The following is a 16,498-nucleotide window of genomic DNA, read 5'->3' on the forward strand; positions in this document are numbered from 1 at the left end:
CTGATTGATCGTTCGTATCTGTCTAGCCGATGACGATCATGGTTCGTCAACCAGGGCGGCGTCGCTTTCGCTTTGCCCTGGGACTTGCTTCGGTGTTCTTCGCCGTGACTCTGATCGTCATCGGGGTGGAGCTTCGGCGTGAATTCGCCGGGGCCGCAGCCCTACGTGCGGCCGTAGACCGGTCCTACGATACTCGATTGCAGATCCAGTCCGTCTTCTCTCTGCTCCAGGACGCCGAGACCGGACAGCGCGGCTACATTATCACCGGCGATAATCGGTTTCTGGAGCCTTATGATCTGGCTCTGACGCGGATCAGCGCGCAGATGGACGCCCTCGGCGTCCTGTTCAATGCCGACGAGGCGCAGACCGCTCACCACCAGCGCCTGTCACAGGAAATCGCGCGTAAGCGCTGGATCATGGAGCGCAGCGTCAATCTGCGCCAGGCAGGACAGGCCGAAGCCGCCGTGGCGTCGGTGTCGAGCGGCGAGGGCAAGGCGACAATGGACGAGATCCGCCAGGTGGTGGATCAGATGACGCAGCGCGAGGCCGAGCATCTGGCCGCCCTGTCCGCCAAGGCGGCAAAGCGGACCGCGCGCACGGAGCTTATGGTCCTGTTGTTGTTCCTCTGCCTGGTCGTCATCGCGGCGGCGACGGTGTTTATGGTCTGGAGATATCTGGCGACCCGAAGCCTTCTTCTGGAGCGGCTGCAGGCCGCCGCCGCGCGACACAGCGCCACCCTGGACAGCGCCTTCGACGCCATCGTCACCCTGAACCCGAGCGGCAGCATCGAGACCATGAACCCGGCTGCAGAGCGCATGTTCGGCTGGCGCGCGGAGGAAATCGGTCGGCGGGACGTCGGAATCCTGATCAACCTGGCGGAAAACGGCGAGGGCGCGTTCCTGGATCGGCTCGGCGCCAGTCAGGGGGCTTGGGAGGACGGCCTTCTACGCGAGCTGACCGGGAAACGTCGGACGGGGGAGAGCTTCCCCGCCGACGTGGCCCTCGGCGCGATGGACTTGCCCGCCGGCCGCCATGTGGTGGCCGTGATCCGGGACATCACCGAACGCCGCCGGGTGGCCGAGATGAAGGATGCCTTCGTCTCGACGGTCAGCCATGAGCTGCGCACGCCCCTGACCTCCATCGCCGGCTCCCTCGGCCTGCTGGCCGGCGGCGCCGCCGGCGACCTGCCCGAGAGAGCCGCCCGTCTGATCGGCATCGCCCATTCAAACAGCCAGCGGCTGGTCCGGCTGATCAACGACATCCTCGACGTCGAGAAGCTTGACGCCGGCAAGCTGGTCCTGACCATGTCGCCGCTCGATCTCCGAGACATCGCGGCACGGGCGATCGACGGCGTCAGGGGTTACGTCCATCAGCTGGGCGTGAATCTGCGTCTTGAGGACGGCGCTTCCGCGCCGGTGCGCGGCGACGCCGACCGGCTGATCCAGGTGGTGACCAATCTGCTGTCCAATGCCGCCAAGTTCTCTCCGGTCGGCGGCGAGGTGACGGTCACCGTCAATCCGGAAACCCGGATCGCCCGGCTTAGCGTCGCCGACCACGGCCCCGGCATTTCGGAGGAATTCCGCTCGCGCATCTTCGGCAAGTTCGCCCAGGCGGATTCGACCGACACGCGCGCCAAGGGGGGCACGGGTCTGGGTCTGGCCATCGCGCGGGACATCGCCGAACGCCATGGCGGACGGCTGTGGTTTGAATCCGCCGAGGGCGAAGGCGCCACCTTCCATCTCGACCTGCCGCTGGACCTGCCGGACGCAGATCAGGGCGAGGGGCCGGGACGTTTGCTCATCTGCGAGGACGACCCCGATTCCGCACGGGTTCTGGTCGAGATGCTGTCCCTTGAAGGCTATCAGGCCGACGTGGCCGTCACCGCCCGGGACGCCCTGGCGATGGCGCGCAAGGGGGTCTATGCGGCGGCGCTTGTCGATCTGCAGTTGCCGGATGCCGACGGCGTCAGCCTGATCCGCGCGCTGAAGGCCGGCGGCGATACGCGCGCCATGCCGGTGATCGTCGTCTCGGGGGACGCGGCCCGAGGCCAGGCGCGCGGACGCTCGCTGGAGGTAGCGGACTGGATGGAGAAGCCGGTGGATCAGGCCCGCTTGCGCCTTGCCGTGCAATCTCTTGTCCGGTCAGACGCAAAGCCGCTGGTCCTGCATGTGGACGATGACCGGGACATTCTGGAGGTGACGCGCCACGGGCTTGAAACGGTGGAAGTCGTCGGCGCGGAGAGCCTGGCCGACGCGCGCGCCGCACTGGCTCGCCGACGGCCCGACCTGGTGATCCTGGACCTTGGCCTTCCGGACGGAAACGGCCTCGACCTTCTGCCGGAACTGACGGACGAGGAGGGGCGCACCATCCCGGTCGTCATCTATTCCGCGCAGGATCTGGATCGCCAGGCCGCGCCAGCGGTCCAGGCCGTGCTTACCAAGTCCCGCATGTCCCTGACCCAGCTGGCGCGCACTGTGCGCCGCCTGACACGTCGCGCCGGAGGCCAAAAATGACAGCCCTGAACATACTGCACGTCGACGACGAGGACGACATCCGTGAGGTCGCAGCCTACGCGCTCGCTCTCGATCCCGACATCGTCCTGACCTCGGTCGCCTCGGGCCAGGCGGCGCTCGCCGCGCTGGACGAGGGACTTCGGCCTGACGTCGTCCTGCTCGACGTGATGATGCCGAACCTGGATGGACCCGGGACCCTTGTGAGGATTCGCGAACAGCCGGCGCTTGAAAACACGCCCGTAATTTTCATGACGGCGCGAGCGCGATCCGGAGAAATCGATCAGTATCGCGCTTTGGGCGCGCTGGACGTCGTCATCAAGCCTTTCGATCCCATGACCCTTGCCGCAGACGTCCGGGCCATCCTTGCGGCTGGCCAATGAACGACCTGTTGGCTAGCCTCAGGGCGCGGTTTCTGGACCGCTGCGTAAGCGATCTCGAACGCATCGAAAAGCTGCGCGAGCGCGACGCCCTGAATTCGGAGGAATTGCAGGCTCTGGTGCATAGGCTCGCGGGCGCCGCCGGCACTTTCGGATTTCTTGTCATCAGCGACGCGGCGGCCGACTGTGACGACGCCTTGGTTCAAGGACAGGCGCCCGATCGCTCTAAAGTCGAGCGCCTGACGGCCGCCCTCGAGGAGGCCTTGGCTAGGCGGGCGGACTGAAACCCTTACGCGTCATTGCGCCCCAAGACTGGCTTCGACGGAGATATTGCCACAAGCCGCGCAGTCGCCAGAGGTTGTTGAGTTGTCGATAGCCGAAGTTTTCCAGCACCGCCGCAGCGGTCAGCAACAGGAGGTGGCGCGCACGTGGAAAGCGTCTGAGCTCTGACTCCTCCAATGCCAGCGCTCCCACTGAAATCACGACTCCGAAGGTGAAGGTGATGGCCAGGAAGGCCAGCAGATAGTCCAGAGATAGCAGTCCCAGCGCCCAGAAGGCCGGGATGAGGAGATAGCCCAGCAGCTCCACCACCGGTCCCAGGACATCCACGAGGAAGATGTAGCCGAAGCCGACGGGACCGAGGCGGCCATAGCGAGGGCGGAACATCACGTCCCAGTGGCGTTCGAAGGTCTCAAGAGCTCCGCGATGCCAGCGCGCCCTTTGGCGCCCCAGGACCCGGATGTCTTCCGGAGCCTCGGTCCAGCATACAGGCTCAGGAACGAAACCTATGCGATACGGCCGGTCTTGATCGCGCATGAGGCGGTGAAGCTTGACGACCAACTCCATGTCTTCGCCGACCGTCCCCCGGGTGTAGCCGCCGGCTTCGATCACGCGTGCTCGCCGGAAGAGGCCAAAGGCGCCCGAAATGATCGTGAGAGTGTTGATCCGGCTCCAGGCAAGCCGGGCCATGAGGAAGGCGCGCAGATATTCGACGGTCTGCAGCAGCGCGAGCAGATTGCGTGGAGGGCGGACTTCCAGCACCTGGCCGTCTCTGATGAGACAGCCGTTGGCGATACGCACGGTGCCTCCGACCGCCACGGTGCGCTCAGGTTCTTCGACAAAGGGCTGGACTGCGCGCAGCAAGGCGTCGGGCTCCAGCAAGGAGTCAGCGTCCATCGAGCAGAAGATCGGCGCCCGGGATATGTTGATGCCGGCGTTGAGCGCGTCGGCTTTGCCGCCGTTCTCCTTGTCCACGACGATTAGGCGTGGCTGGTGCGCGGCCGTGTAGACGCCTCTTATCGGTTGATGATCCAGGGCCTGCTCATAATGTCGCTGCGCAGGCTTCAATTCGTAGGCGTCGATCAGCACCTGCAAGGTGGCGTCCCTGGACCCGTCATTGATGACGATCACCTCGAAACTGGGGTAACGCAGGGACAGCAGTGACCTGACGCTTTGAACAATCGTGAACGCCTCGTTGTAGGCCGGAGCCAGCAGGGCGATAGGCGGCGAAGCCTCGGCGTAGCGGCGCCACAGGGCGGCGGATTCCGGGATCGCCGGTCGGGCGGCGAGCGCGCCGGCCGCCAGCAACAACTGGATCAGGTAGACGAGATTCTGGGCGAGACCCATGCCGATCACGAACATGGCGATCGACTGGGCGAATCCCACCAGGATGAGGGCTATCTCCTCGGTCACGCCGCAGCCTTCATCAGCCCGCGCTCGGCCAGCGCGAGCGAAGCGGCGCGGCGCACCACGTCATGCTCATCTTCGATCGCTGCGCGCAGGATGGCGACCCCCGGATCGCCGAGGATGGCCAGCGCCTCGCCAGCGCGGAAACGAACCCACCAGGCCGGGTCTCCCAGCGCCTGTCGCAACCGCGGCGCGGCCTGGACCAGCCTGATCCGACCGACAGCCTCGCAGGCGGCGGAGCGAACCTGCCAGGCCGCGTCGGTCAGCGCCGCCGTCACGGCCGCCTCACCAGCCGGATGAGCGAGAAGCCCAAGGGCGCGCACCGAGGCGATACGCAGTTCCAAGTCCGAGTCGGCCGCGGTTCGCACCAGAGGCTCCACGGCACGATAGTCTCCTGACGCGCCTAAAGCGTCCGCCAACATCGCGCGGGTGGCGGAAGGAGCGAGAGGAAGAATAAAGACGTCCAGAGCCTCCGTCGGCGTCGCCTTAGCGGCACGTCTGATGACGGGTTCGTACAGCGAGGAGTCCTGCAGGCCGCGTCTGGCTATGTCCGTCAGCATGTCCTGCAACGGCGGAGCGGCGTCCATGTCCAGAAGAGCGGTGAGGACCGCTACGCGAAAATCCCCGTCGCGTGATCGGGCCAGGGCCGACCGCAAGGCGTCTACGGTCGCCACATCTGGAAAGGCGGCCAGCGCCTCAACCGCCGCTATTCGGTCGGCCTTGCTCCCCCTGTCGAGTCGGAGGCGCAGACGGTCGGGAAGCCCCAACCGAGCGAGGCTTTCGATCAGGCGATCCCGCTGCGCGCCACGTACAAGCCCCAACACCTCCACCAGAGCTTCGGCCATCAGACGGGCTCGGATCTGATAGGGCTTCAGTTGTGGCTCTACCCCGACGTCGCCGTTCAGGATCGCCAGGAACAACCTGCGGATCTGGGCCTCATCCCCAGCCCGTTTGCCGTCGAACCGTTCCCGCAGAAGGCGGGCGAGAATCAGACCCGTCATCCAGACCACGGCCGCTGCGATGAGCATCAGCGAACTCCACCACAATGCGGTTAGAAAGCTCACCAGAATCGCCAGCCCAGACCGAGGGTGATCGCCTTTCGATCATAACGACCCCGATCTTCTTGCAGGGCGCCCACCCGCAAGCTGATCTGGTCTGTCAGACCGATCTCGACGCCGGCGCTGAGAGCGCGCACATCTGTTGTCAGACCTTCACTGCTTTCGGGAGCGTCAGCGTAGTCCGCCCGGAAACGCAGACGATCGGTCGGGGTCCAGTTGACACTGACGGCGTAGCCGGCGCGGTGCTGGTCGGTCTCGTCCCAGACGTTGATCCAGCGCGCGGCCAGCCGCACCCGCCCTTGTGCGAGGTCGGCGACCAGCCCGGGCTGCAGACTGCTCACGGTCCCGCTTGCGAAGCGCGCGGCGGAAGCGTCCAGCGTTCCGTTGATGCTCGGCAGAAGATGGACTTCCGCCCCAACGCGCACCGAGGCTGTCGGACGGTAGTCCGCCTCCACGGCGCCGCCTAGCGCGCCGTAAGCTTCGCCCCAGGGGAAGAGACGGTCCAGCCGTCCCTCGACGAACAGGTCCCGTTTGTCGAACCGTTCCGTCCATTCGCCTACGCCCGTGATTGTCGAGCGCTCATCCATGGCATGGGCGGCGGCGACACGCACTTCGTTCCAGTCGGACAATCCCGCGCCAAGGCGGCTCCTTGAGCCGTCCAGATCAAAGCGCCAAGCGGGTTGCGGCCGCAAGGCGCGGGCCAGGGCTTTCAGATCAGCCCGTTCAGGCGCCTCAAGGAGCGCCTTATTGGTTTCCATTATAGCGCGCCTGGCGTCGCCGCGCCTGCGCGCGACGAGCGCCAGCCCGAGACGGGCGTCCACATAATTCGGAGCCCGGACCAGGACGGCCTCGAAGTCCGCCTCGGCCTCGTCCAGCCGGTCAAGCGCCACGAGGGAGAGGCCGCGATTCAAAAGGGCGTCCGTATTTTCGGGCCGAATCCGAAGAACCGTATCCAGCTTGGCAAGCGCCGCCTCGCTGCGCCCCGCGCGTCGGTCGCGGACGGCCTCCTCATAAAGCACGGTCGGATCCTGGCGGACCTCAGCCGGAACGTCTTGAACGAGCATCGTCGCGCTCCATGCTCGAGTCCGCGATGATCCGGCTGATGCGCTGGACGAGTTCTTCGGGAATGAAGGGTTTGGCCAGATAGTCGGCGGCGCCCAGCTGAAGGCCGCCTACGATGTCTTTTTCATGTTTTAGCGCTGTCAGCATAATCACAGGGACAGCCCGCGTGGTTTCGTCGCTTTTCAGGCGACGCAACACCTCGAAACCGTCCATGACCGGCATCATGGCGTCCAGAACGATAAGGTCCGGTTTGTGAACCTGCACGAGGTCCACAACCTCCCCGCCGTGCTCGGCCGCGATGACCTGATGCTCCGCCGCCGCAAGCTTGTGTTGCAGCAAAGCTCGCAGCAAAGGATCGTCGTCCGCGATCAGAATCCGGGCCATATTCTTACTCCACTACCCGGCGCCCTTCACCTCTATGGGAGGAGAGTATGAACCAAGCCCTAGCAAGCGACCGCTCTGGTCCCGGTCTTGGCGGCCATCGAACGTGAAGGGGAGCGCGGCGGCCGGAAGGCGGGGCATTGAACAGATGCGGGGTGAAGGCCTGTTCGACGCCCCCAGATGCATGACGCCGCGCCGTCGCTTTCGTCTCTTATCGATCGCCGACAGGCGTCGAGCGGGACGTGCGAGGGAGCCATGAACAGCGTCAGGCCTTCGGCTTCTGCCGAAGGCCTTCAGCCTTGAGCGCCCACGGTGGGCTTCAGACCTGCACGCCTTGGCTGTGCGACAGGGGCTCCTAACCTTGGCGATGCTTCAGGCTGCTGATCACGTCGTGGTCGGCCTTGATGGCCGCATAGGCCGCAGCAATGCGTTGTCGCAGGGCGTCGGGAAGAACAGCGTCTTCCGCAGCTTTTTCAAAACGCGCCTTGATGACGTCTTCTCCGCGTTCAACCTCATCGATCACACCGCTGTCATCACGCCCCATGAGCTCGCCTCTCAGTTCGGCGAACTTGTTATGGACGCGGCCGAGCAGCGACTGGTCGTCTTCCGGTTCACCCCCCAGGTTAAGCACTTCGGACTGGAGTTGACGGCTCAGCTCTTCGCGTCTGTCCGCACGATCCTTGAACATGGTCTTGAGTTCGGGGTTGCTCGCGCCGTCTGCGGCGTGTCGATAACCATGAACACTGTCCAGGGTCGTTTCGATCAGATCATTCAAGGTTTTGACGGCTTGTCCATTGTCGACGTGCATTGAGGCGATATCCTTTGCGTCACGGCCAGATAGAACCTTCCATGTCGCGTCATGTTCCGTGATTTCTTCTGAAGCGGCGCCTGGAATGCGGTCTGGCGCGGAAACGACCGGCAAGGTTTGCCTTGCTCGTGGGCGGAGGTCCGTCCCGCCTTGGCCCAGCTTGGCGGCGGACGCCGGACTCGCTGCGGGAGCGGACCGGACAGGCAGCTCGCATCTTCGTGCATTCCTGTTCACAAGGAACCCAAGGTAAAGCCTGTGGTTCTCTCTGTCGGGTTGGCGAAGGGGCGGTCATGCGAAGACGCTTGACGATATTGGTGTTGAGCGTGGCCGTCCCCGCGGCTGCGGCCCTCGGTCTCCTGGTCGGCCTCAATGTGCTCGAGGCGCGTCGCGCTCATGAACGCGCGCTTCTGGCGACGGCTCGATCAGTATCGACCGCCATAGATATAGATGTGGTGCGAAAGCTTGACGCCGTCGACGCCATCGCGAGTTCGGACGCCTTGGCCGCCGGGGACTGGAGGCGCCTCGGAGAGCGGACGAGTCGGCTCGGGTTGGGGGAGGGCATAGAGCTGTCCGTGGTCGATCCGGAGGGGGCCCGCGCCCTCCATATGCCGGTCGGCGAGACGCCGGCCGAGCAAGCGGTCCCGATGACGATCCGCCCGGAAAATGAAATCCGGTTCGCGGCGCAAGGACGGGCCAGAGTGTCCGATCTTCATGGGGCTTTCCGATCCGAGGCCCCTGGCATTGCGATCGGGGCCGCCCCGCAAGCCCCGGAGACCAAACCGACAGTTGTCCTGATCGTCCCTCCAACCCGGTTTCTGGACGTGATCACTCGCCAACCGGTTTCAAAATCCGCCCTGGTCACCCTCGTCGACGCCCGGCGCCGCGTGATTGCACGGTCTCGAGACCACGCCGTTCATCTGGGGGCGTCCGCCACGCCGGCGATGGTCGCTGCAATGGCGGCCGCGCCGGAAGGCGTGGTGGCCAGTCGTTCGCTGGACGGCGATCCGACTGTCGTGGCCTACACCCGATCAGAGCTGTCCGGTTGGACAACCATGGTCGTGGTGCCGCGCTGGTCGTTGGAAGCGCCCATCTGGACCAACGTCCTGGGAGTCGGCGCGGTGTTTCTCCTTCTCGGCGGGTTGAGCCTGGTGGCGGTGCATAACCAGTCCAACGCCATTTCGCGTGAACTGGAAGCTCTGGAAAAGGACGCGGCTGCGCTGGGAGGCGGAGGGATCGTGCCGCCTCGCCGAGGGCGCATAGCGACCATGGCCAAGGTTCAGAAGGCGCTCAGCTGCGCCTCGGTCGAATTGAGCCGACGTGACGAAAGGCAGACCCTCCTGATCAACGAGCTCAATCATCGCGTCAAGAACACCTTGGCGACCGTCCAGGCGCTTGCGGCGCAGACCTTTAGAGGGGCGGAGCACGAAGCTTGCCGCACGTTCGAGCGAAGGCTCTCCGCACTGGGTCGGGCTCATGATCTGCTGACGCAGGCGGCCTGGACGGAAGTCGAGATGCAGGATGTCTTCGCGCGTTGCGGGGAAAACCATGAGGGACGAATTCGAGCCCGCGGCCCTTCCGTCATGTTGCGGCCCGAGGCGGCGCTGGCCCTTTACATGTGCGCCCACGAGCTCACCACCAACAGCCTCAAGTACGGCGCGCTGGGCTCGGAAACCGGCAGCGTAGAGATTGGGTGGTCGCGTGAGGAGGATGGGGTCGTCCAGCTTGTCTGGCGCGAACGCGGAGGGCCTGTCGTGAGCCCGCCTACGCGCGAAGGGTTCGGCACGAAGCTGATGGACAGATTGGCGCGCCATGAACTGAACGGCAGGCTGGAAAGAGAATACCGACCGGCTGGCCTGGTGGCGCGTGGACGATTCCGCCTGTCCTCGGACAGCCGGTTTCGTTCCGACCTCTGACCGCCAGGGCTTCAACGCGCGCAATGACGCCCATCTTCCTAACCTATGTTGTGGACGCGCGGTCCTTTACGTGATCATGAAGACCGATCCCTCCCCGGGTCTTGCGTCGAACGTATTGCAGCGACGTTCGATGATCTGTTGGTGGAGAGGCGATCAAGTGGCTACGGCGATCATTCTTCGCTGCCGACGCAAGCAGCCCGGCTGTGGCCTTCGCATCTGGTACGAGTACGCGCCGATCGTCGACGGCAGCGCTAGGAGACGGCCCAATCACATGATGGCGTCAGCGGAGAGCGCCGCAGATCTGGCTCGACGTTCCGGGTTCAGCGTCGACGGCGATGTCATGGATATTCAGGTCTGAGCTGGGGCGCTGATGGAACGCTTGCGACGCGGTCTGCTGATCTTCGTGGTTCTGGCGACCACATTCTTCATTGGCGTGAGCATCAGCGTTCTCATCTGGAGCTTGCAGGCGATCTGATGAGGCGGCCCAGGCCATAGCTTGACTGTTTTGGCCGTTCGACCGACGGCGCGATGCAGTAGCGAAGGTTGGTGTCATTCTGTGGTGAGGATGAGGCTGAAAGTCGCGAGAATCTGGAGCGATCCGGCGGCCCACAAAATTCCAGGCAGGCGCGCGGCGTCGGCCTCACCTTCTGATCCGTCTGTTCTCCGGCACGCGGGAGATCGAATTGCTATAGGTGCGCGGAGGAGCCGCGCGCCGCCTCGGCCCGCAGTATCGAGTGCGCCCATGACCATTCCGACAGATCTGACAGACGCCCAGCCGGCCCCCAATATGGCGACCTCGCCGCGGTTTCTGATCCGGATCGTCGGCGCCGTGGCCTTCGCCCACCTCCTCAACGACCTCATTCAAGCGGTCCTGCCGGCCATCTATCCGATGCTGAAGACGAAGTTCGCCCTGAGCTTCACCCAGATCGGCCTTGTCGCCCTGGTCTACCAATTCACGGCTTCGCTGCTTCAGCCCTGGATCGGCTTCTATACGGACAAGCATCCCAAGCCCTATCTGCTGCCCTGCGGGATGTTCGCCACCCTGATCGGGATCGGCCTGCTGGCGACCGCCGGCGGCTTCACCATGCTCCTGGTCGCCTCGGCGGTGATCGGGGTGGGGTCCGCCACCTTCCACCCGGAAGCCTCGCGTGTCGCCCGTCTCGCCTCCGGCGGACGGTTCGGCACAGCGCAATCGACCTTCCAGGTCGGCGGCAACACCGGTTCCGCCATCGGGCCTCTGGCGGCCTCGCTGATTATCCTGCCCCTGGGCCTCACCGCGGTGGGGTGGCTGGCGGTCGCTGCGGTGACGGCGATCTGGGTGCTCTTCGGCGTGACGCGCTGGCGTATCCGCAATCCCCACGCGATGGTCGCGGTCAGGACCGTGAGCCACGGCCCGCAGCTGAGCCGGGGTCGGATCATCAGCGCCCTTGCGATCATCGCCGTGCTGATGTTCGCCAAATTCATCTACATCGGGGCCTTCACCAACTACTTCACCTTCTACCTCATCGAGCGGTTCGCTCTCTCGGTTCAGGATTCCCAGTTCCACCTGTTCGCCTTCCTCGCGGCCGTGGCGGCGGGGACCTTCGCCGGCGGCCCGATCGGCGACCGGATAGGCCGCAAGGCCGTGATCTGGCTGTCCTTCCTCGGCGCGGCGCCCTTCGCCCTGCTGTTGCCCTACGTCGACCTGGGGTGGACGACCGTCTTCTCGATCGCCATCGGCTTCATCATGTCCTCCGCCTTCGCCGCCCTGGTCGTCTATGCGCAGGAACTCGTGCCGGGCCGTGTGGGCCTGGTGTCGGGCCTGATGTTCGGTCTCATGTTCGGCATCGGCGGGATCGGCGCGGCGGGCCTCGGCCTGCTCGCGGACGCCAACGGCATCGTCTGGGTCTACAAGCTTTGCGCCGTGCTGCCGCTTCTGGGCCTGGTCACCGCCCTGCTTCCTGACATGAAGACGTCGGGGGCGGTGGGTTAGGCCTTGCCCGTCATTCTCAGAGGCGGCCGGGCGGGAACTGGAAGTCATAGGTCCAGGGGGACGCGTCTTTCCCTCTATCGTGTCCGATGCCGTGCGCCCCGCGCTTCCACCCATGGCGTTCAGGGCCCCCTGCGCCTCGGCGCAGCGAGGAGGGCCTCGCTTGTTAAGGGCGGTCGCCGGGCTGGGGCGTGGTGGTCGTGACGACGGCCGTGCTGCTGGACGGGGGCGTCAGCACCGTCTGACGCTCGACGACGACCGGCTCGGAAGCCCGCGCTTCGGCTGCGCGCGCCTCAGCCTGGGCGCGGATCGCTTCAGCGCGAGCCGTCGCGCTTTGGGCCTGTGCGATCGCCACGCTGTCCCGAGTGCTGCTGAGCTGGTTCTGAGCCAGAGCGGCCTCTGCCGTTTGCCTCGCATTGTCCGCCGCTGCTTCTGCCTGGATGACGCGCAATTCGGCGTCAGTGGGCGCAGTTGCTGGACGCGTCAGGAAATAGATAAGGCCGAAGACGACTGCGGCGAGAAGAATGCCGACAACCCACCACAGAGCTATATTGGTTTCACGTTCGACGATGATGGTCTCCGGCGCGCGGCGGATCGTGCTGCCGATAGGCGCGATTACATTCGGGTCGTCACGTTTGAAATCGTCCACGGCTTTCCTCCTGATTGCTGCGATCAAATGGCGCCGCGGGACCTATGGTTCCGCTTGTTTTCCAAAACTCCCAACGACCGGCCTCTGTCCTGAGAGCATCCCGGTCGGCACGCCGTATCATGGTCGGGCCAGTGTCCGCGATTTTTTGTGAGAAAACTCGCCCAGCCTGTGATGAGTTCGCTTCCGAACTCTGGAACCTCAGGCGTTCACGAGCCGTTCGAGCCAGACAGCGCCGGCTGTTCGAGCGGCCTGCCGGCGATAAGCGCCGCTCGTCCCCTATCGAGTTGAACCCATCCTTCCCCCTCGCCCTGATCGGCGAGGGGCTTTGTTGTCAGTTCGCGCCAGTCAAAATCCATGAGGACCTTGGGCTTAGGGAGGCGGCGACTTCCCGTGCAAAGGCCCGGTGGGCCTCATTCTCGTCGAGTATAACCCGACCGGACCTGTTCCGACCGCTGGTCAGCCGGTAGCAGGTTTGTCTCCTATGGCCGTCAGCCATGCGCTTGACACGCGTCAGCTTCACACCGGCCTGGGCGCGGATCAGTTTTTTCATAGGAACCTCCTCTCCCTGGAGTCAGGCCAGGGCGGCGGCTTTGGTTCCCGCCCTGGCGGACGAGCAATCCTGACATCAATCGGGCCTGAAGGGCGCGTGGCGAGCGCCAAGGGAAGACATCTGGACGGTTGCGGCGCTTCGTAAGGGAACAAGCCTTCCATCCTGCGGTTACCCCTTCGCACTTCCCCAGAGGAATGCAGGTCGGTCCGGCGTCGTGCTCAGCCAAACCCCGTACGCACCGGACCGACTAATTCTTCTTCACCGGCCTCATTGTCCGACCGAATATTCGATCACACCCATTGAAGAAGACAGGCACGATCCGATACGGGCGCCGGAAGGAGCCGGTCGCCCGCGCTCCCCAGCCGACCCCCGATCTGGATCACGTCGCCGCCCGGTTCCGCACTCGGGCGGAGGGCAAGTTGATCCCGCTCGCCAGCCTCCAACATCGAACAGACATTCACCGGGTTCTGCAGAGGACGGGAGGCCTGCCCCCAAGAGAGGCGCTAATGAAACGGATGTGACGACGTGATCGCCCGGCCGAGCGGTTTCGTGTCAAACAGACCGGAACGGTTACAGCGAGACAATCCGTAACCCCCCATGAAACCACCCCTGCCTCCCCCTGACATGACGCGGGAGAACGCATGGTCCGCGAACGCATCAGTGAACTCAAAGAGGAGCGCGATGCATGGCGAAATCAAGCCGAACGTCTGTTGCTGGCTGAGCCCGCTGAGAGGCGGGTTTCTGGAACCTATTCCGCCGTTAACCGGACGTCCCGATTCAGCTACGATCAGCCTCGGTCCAACAAGATTCAAGCGCTCGATCCGCCGCCTTGACCCAGTCAGCGGAAGTTCCCGTCGTAGCGTCTACACGAAACTGGGCGATTCCATCTCCCTGAATGGAACTCCCCCACAGGCTATATCCGTCAGCTTCAGTAGGGGGGGCAGACAGTTGTGGAAAAACAAACATGCGTGGTTGATCTGGGATCTCAGGCATCCAAACGGATCCTAAAGCTACCCGATTGAGGCTGATAGCGACTTCCGAAGCAATAGGGCAAGAAGAACTTGTTATCCAAGAAACTTGCTCACGCCCTGATGGGGTAACTAGTCCTTTCCGAATGACCCATTCACTCGAATGGCTATCATCCTGCCTTATATAAAATTCTGTAGCCCAAATTCCATTGCCGTGTGTGGCATACCCAGCTTGAAACGAAAGACCATCGGGTGCTTGCGATCGGCTAGAATTGTAGCCAAGATCATCAGACACAACGGCAAAAGCGGCGCCAACAACTGCGAAAATCATTGTTCCGGACATGGCGATCCCGATGGATTCACTTCTGGACCTGTGTAGTTACCCGTGACAGCCTCATCAATGTTCCTGTAATCATAGATATTTATTTGCGGAATTACAGTTTGTCCAACTTGGGCAAGGGGGTATGCGGCAATATAGAGGCGGGCTGCATTCTTAGTAGACGCTGCACCATAATACGCTCGCATATCTTGGGTATAAGTAAGCACGCCGAAATCATCATATCCTGGTTGATTTGGACGCCCCGACGGAATGTGACCACCTGAAGGATGCGTGTGGATGGTTCCGATGGGTACCGCACCCGGCGCTGGTGGCGTCCAATCGAGCTCAACACCAGAACGCCCTTCTGGTCCCGCGCTAGCTTGTCGGAAAGTATGCTCCCCCCAAGTCATAGGGCCGCGGACGACCATCCCATTGGGAAGCTCCCACAAGACAGTTCCATATTCCCGAGCCCAAAACCCTCGATCGCTTATAGGTGAATCGGGAGGATTATTGGCTGCGAACTGCTCCAATTCTTGGACTGCTGACGCAGCAGCAGCATCACGGTTCCATTCACGTCGCATTTGGGACGCCATGCAGGGATTGAACGCCCCCGGTTCATGCTCGCCCCTCTCGACTACCCAAGCTGGCCAAACCAGGTCGCCAAGTGCAGGAAACGGGTCCGGCACGCCCGCTGGTCGCCTCTGGCCTCTCACCACTACATCATCAACTACATGCACGTCGGTCATCGATGCCCCCGCAGCACCGCCTACTTGTTACAAGGCACTAATCCAGAAACACATGGAGCAGTCCACATGAACGAAGCCAACTTCACCTTCCGGGTCGATGAGGCCCTGAAAAGCGAGTTCACGACGGCGGCGAAGTCCAGTGATCGGAACGCCGCCCAGGTGCTGCGCGGCTTCATGGGGGACTACGTGCGCCAGCAGCAGGAAGCCGCCGACCATGACGCCATGTTCCGTCGCCAGGTGCAGATTGGAATCGACGCCGCCAACGCCGGTGATCTGATCTCGGCCGAGGAGGTCGGGGCCGAGGCGGCGGCATGGCGCGAGGTGACGCGACAGCGGTTGGCGTCGCACTCGTGAGGCTGGTCTGGACCCGGCTTGCGAGCATCGACCGGAAAGACATTCGCGAATACATCTCGGCGGACAGTCCAACCGCCGCCCTGGCGTCGGACGAACTGATTTCCGAAAAGGCCGCTCGCCTCGCTGATGATTCCGGCCTTGGTCGGACAGGGCGCATCCCTGGAACACGCGAGTTGGCGGCGCACCGGAATTACGTCCCGGCCTATGACATGGCCGCCGACCAAATCCGCATTCTCCGCGTGCTGCACGCCGCCCGTCAGTGGCCGGCGCCTCAGGGGTTCGGGGGGCGCGCGCCTGACGGCCTAAAGGAACGCCTCTCCCCGTAGGGGCTGGGGCGCAGCTCCCGCGCCGATCCGTCGTGCAGTGAAGGCCGAAGCGGCTTTTGTGCAACCGCCTCGGCCATGACCGCAAAAGACCGGTCCTTTCGGATTAGGCTCGGCGTTCAGGACGGACTCTGCTGGCCCTTGCCGCGCTGTTGTTCCTGAAGATCGCCTTCCGGCACGGCGCCGGCCGGTATCTTCGTCAGGTTTCCGTTTTCGTCCGAAAGACAGTCGGCGGCCCTCTTGTCGCCGCTCTGATCCAAGGTGGTTTCGCGAGCCGCCTGTTTCTGAAGGCTGTCTTCACCTAGGCCGAGGCCGCTGTCGTCGGCTTTCCCGGGCTGGGGACGGGTCGGGTCGCGGTCGGGATCGGGCTTGGATTCAGTCACCTTCCATCTCCTCAGTCCGGGTTTGCAATGGGCGGGGTCATGGGCGATCGACGATCCCCATCGGGGTCTTCGCCCGCCGCCTTGGACGTCTCCCGCCGCGCCTGAGATTGAAGGCTGTCGTGATCCTGAGGGTCGTCGTTCGGACCAGCGTCGGCCGGCGCGCTTTCATTGGGTCGGGTATCGGTCACAAGGGCTCTCCCTTCAGCTTCCAGAGCCAAAGCCGTCAGGGCCGCCCGCGCCGGCGGCGCCTTCGCCGCCCGATGCGGGCGCCGGGTCGTCCTTGCCCGGCTGGCGCTGGGCCTGATCGCGGAGATGCTCGCGCTGTTGCGGGTTTTCATCCGGCTGGGGCGTATTGGTTTCCGGATCCTGTTCGCGGTCGGGGTTCGGTTGGACGTCGGTCATGTCGTTTCTCCTTCTGGGTTGCAGGAAGGGAAGCGGC

The 16,498-nt window shown here is 63.9% G+C and carries 16 protein-coding genes; 8 read left to right on the plus strand and 8 right to left on the minus strand.

Annotated elements, in window-relative coordinates; genetic code table 11:
- The first annotated feature begins 92 nt into the window (after positions 1-92).
- Genes ACI2KI_RS08630 through ACI2KI_RS08640 form a run of 3 tightly spaced genes read left to right on the plus strand, consistent with a single transcriptional unit; the run spans position 93 to position 3,174 of the window.
- Complete coding sequence (locus tag ACI2KI_RS08630; protein ID WP_404619258.1) at positions 93-2,513, plus strand: CHASE3 domain-containing protein; 2,421 nt, start codon at positions 93-95, stop codon at positions 2,511-2,513.
- On the plus strand, positions 2,510-2,893 hold the full coding sequence (locus ACI2KI_RS08635) for a response regulator (protein ID WP_313472148.1): 384 nt from the start codon (positions 2,510-2,512) through the stop codon (positions 2,891-2,893). The genes ACI2KI_RS08630 and ACI2KI_RS08635 overlap by 4 nt, the downstream gene beginning before the upstream one ends.
- Positions 2,890-3,174, plus strand: a complete 285-nt coding sequence (locus ACI2KI_RS08640) for an Hpt domain-containing protein (RefSeq protein ID WP_404619261.1) — start codon at positions 2,890-2,892, stop codon at positions 3,172-3,174. Before ACI2KI_RS08635 ends, ACI2KI_RS08640 begins: the two co-directional genes overlap by 4 nt.
- Here ACI2KI_RS08640 and ACI2KI_RS08645 read toward each other — a convergent pair.
- The 5 genes from ACI2KI_RS08645 to ACI2KI_RS08665 form a co-directional block, all read right to left on the minus strand.
- On the minus strand, positions 3,158-4,582 hold the full coding sequence (locus ACI2KI_RS08645; protein WP_404619263.1) for a glycosyltransferase family 2 protein: 1,425 nt from the start codon (positions 4,580-4,582) through the stop codon (positions 3,158-3,160). The two genes, ACI2KI_RS08640 and ACI2KI_RS08645, sit on opposite strands and share 17 nt — an antisense overlap.
- Entirely contained in the window at positions 4,579-5,604 is a 1,026-nt protein-coding gene (locus tag ACI2KI_RS08650; protein WP_404619265.1) for a HEAT repeat domain-containing protein, read from the minus strand. Before ACI2KI_RS08650 ends, ACI2KI_RS08645 begins: the two co-directional genes overlap by 4 nt.
- A 32-nt stretch (positions 5,605-5,636) precedes the next feature.
- Positions 5,637-6,698 (minus strand): YaiO family outer membrane beta-barrel protein, encoded by a 1,062-nt coding sequence (locus ACI2KI_RS08655; RefSeq protein WP_404619267.1) that lies wholly within the window; start codon positions 6,696-6,698, stop codon positions 5,637-5,639.
- Positions 6,673-7,080, minus strand: a complete 408-nt coding sequence (locus ACI2KI_RS08660) for a PleD family two-component system response regulator (protein ID WP_404619269.1) — start codon at positions 7,078-7,080, stop codon at positions 6,673-6,675. The genes ACI2KI_RS08655 and ACI2KI_RS08660 overlap by 26 nt, the downstream gene beginning before the upstream one ends.
- A gap of 352 nt (positions 7,081-7,432) precedes the next feature.
- Positions 7,433-7,885, minus strand: a complete 453-nt coding sequence (locus ACI2KI_RS08665; protein ID WP_404619271.1) for a PA2169 family four-helix-bundle protein — start codon at positions 7,883-7,885, stop codon at positions 7,433-7,435.
- A gap of 302 nt (positions 7,886-8,187) precedes the next feature.
- Between ACI2KI_RS08665 and ACI2KI_RS08670 the strand changes: the two genes are divergently transcribed.
- Together ACI2KI_RS08670 and ACI2KI_RS08675 are read left to right on the plus strand one after the other, a co-directional pair.
- A complete protein-coding gene (locus ACI2KI_RS08670; protein ID WP_404619273.1) occupies positions 8,188-9,798 on the plus strand; it encodes a sensor histidine kinase in 1,611 nt (536 codons plus the stop codon).
- Between the two features lie 742 nt (positions 9,799-10,540).
- Positions 10,541-11,770 (plus strand): MFS transporter, encoded by a 1,230-nt coding sequence (locus tag ACI2KI_RS08675; RefSeq protein WP_404619275.1) that lies wholly within the window; start codon positions 10,541-10,543, stop codon positions 11,768-11,770.
- 163 nt (positions 11,771-11,933) lie between these two features.
- On the opposite strand, the gene ACI2KI_RS08680 is transcribed toward ACI2KI_RS08675, so the two are convergent.
- The gene (locus tag ACI2KI_RS08680) at positions 11,934-12,416 is read right to left on the minus strand and encodes a hypothetical protein (protein WP_404619278.1); all 483 of its coding nucleotides are present in this window, start codon (positions 12,414-12,416) and stop codon (positions 11,934-11,936) included.
- A gap of 1,191 nt (positions 12,417-13,607) precedes the next feature.
- On the opposite strand from ACI2KI_RS08680, the gene ACI2KI_RS08685 reads away from it, so the two are divergent.
- From ACI2KI_RS08685 to ACI2KI_RS08695, 3 genes are all read left to right on the plus strand, one after another.
- Positions 13,608-13,799, plus strand: coding sequence for a hypothetical protein (locus ACI2KI_RS08685; protein ID WP_404619280.1), 192 nt, complete (start codon positions 13,608-13,610; stop codon positions 13,797-13,799).
- Positions 13,800-15,065: 1,266 nt separating this feature from the next.
- Positions 15,066-15,353 (plus strand): CopG family ribbon-helix-helix protein, encoded by a 288-nt coding sequence (locus tag ACI2KI_RS08690; protein WP_404619282.1) that lies wholly within the window; start codon positions 15,066-15,068, stop codon positions 15,351-15,353.
- Positions 15,311-15,679 (plus strand): type II toxin-antitoxin system RelE/ParE family toxin, encoded by a 369-nt coding sequence (locus tag ACI2KI_RS08695; protein ID WP_404619284.1) that lies wholly within the window; start codon positions 15,311-15,313, stop codon positions 15,677-15,679. The genes ACI2KI_RS08690 and ACI2KI_RS08695 overlap by 43 nt, the downstream gene beginning before the upstream one ends.
- A 116-nt stretch (positions 15,680-15,795) precedes the next feature.
- Here the strand turns inward: ACI2KI_RS08695 and ACI2KI_RS08700 are convergent, their stop codons facing one another.
- Both ACI2KI_RS08700 and ACI2KI_RS08705 read right to left on the minus strand, forming a co-directional pair.
- Positions 15,796-16,059 carry a hypothetical protein gene (locus tag ACI2KI_RS08700; RefSeq protein WP_404619286.1) on the minus strand — a complete coding sequence of 88 codons (264 nt, stop codon included), beginning with the start codon at positions 16,057-16,059 and terminating at the stop codon, positions 15,796-15,798.
- Positions 16,060-16,260: 201 nt separating this feature from the next.
- Positions 16,261-16,461: a hypothetical protein gene (locus ACI2KI_RS08705; protein WP_404619288.1), complete on the minus strand. Its 201-nt coding sequence runs from the start codon at positions 16,459-16,461 to the stop codon at positions 16,261-16,263.
- Positions 16,462-16,498: the final 37 nt, after the last annotated feature.

It is taken from the genome of Brevundimonas sp. NPDC046655, from assembly GCF_044901625.1.
Classification (GTDB): Bacteria; Pseudomonadota; Alphaproteobacteria; order Caulobacterales; family Caulobacteraceae; genus Brevundimonas.

Excerpts from the sequence above, each read along its gene's own strand:
- ACI2KI_RS08705 (WP_404619288.1), bottom strand. The coding sequence starts at position 16,461 with ATGACCGACGTCCAACCGAACCCCGACCGCGAACAGGATCCGGAAACC.
- ACI2KI_RS08695 (WP_404619284.1), top strand. The coding sequence starts at position 15,311 with ATGGCGCGAGGTGACGCGACAGCGGTTGGCGTCGCACTCGTGAGGCTG.
- ACI2KI_RS08650 (WP_404619265.1), bottom strand. The coding sequence starts at position 5,604 with ATGCTCATCGCAGCGGCCGTGGTCTGGATGACGGGTCTGATTCTCGCC.
- ACI2KI_RS08635 (WP_313472148.1), top strand. The coding sequence starts at position 2,510 with ATGACAGCCCTGAACATACTGCACGTCGACGACGAGGACGACATCCGT.
- ACI2KI_RS08655 (WP_404619267.1), bottom strand. The coding sequence starts at position 6,698 with ATGCTCGTTCAAGACGTTCCGGCTGAGGTCCGCCAGGATCCGACCGTG.
- ACI2KI_RS08640 (WP_404619261.1), top strand. The coding sequence starts at position 2,890 with ATGAACGACCTGTTGGCTAGCCTCAGGGCGCGGTTTCTGGACCGCTGC.
- ACI2KI_RS08675 (WP_404619275.1), top strand. The coding sequence starts at position 10,541 with ATGACCATTCCGACAGATCTGACAGACGCCCAGCCGGCCCCCAATATG.
- ACI2KI_RS08660 (WP_404619269.1), bottom strand. The coding sequence starts at position 7,080 with ATGGCCCGGATTCTGATCGCGGACGACGATCCTTTGCTGCGAGCTTTG.
- ACI2KI_RS08685 (WP_404619280.1), top strand. The coding sequence starts at position 13,608 with ATGGTCCGCGAACGCATCAGTGAACTCAAAGAGGAGCGCGATGCATGG.
- ACI2KI_RS08665 (WP_404619271.1), bottom strand. The coding sequence starts at position 7,885 with ATGCACGTCGACAATGGACAAGCCGTCAAAACCTTGAATGATCTGATC.
- ACI2KI_RS08690 (WP_404619282.1), top strand. The coding sequence starts at position 15,066 with ATGAACGAAGCCAACTTCACCTTCCGGGTCGATGAGGCCCTGAAAAGC.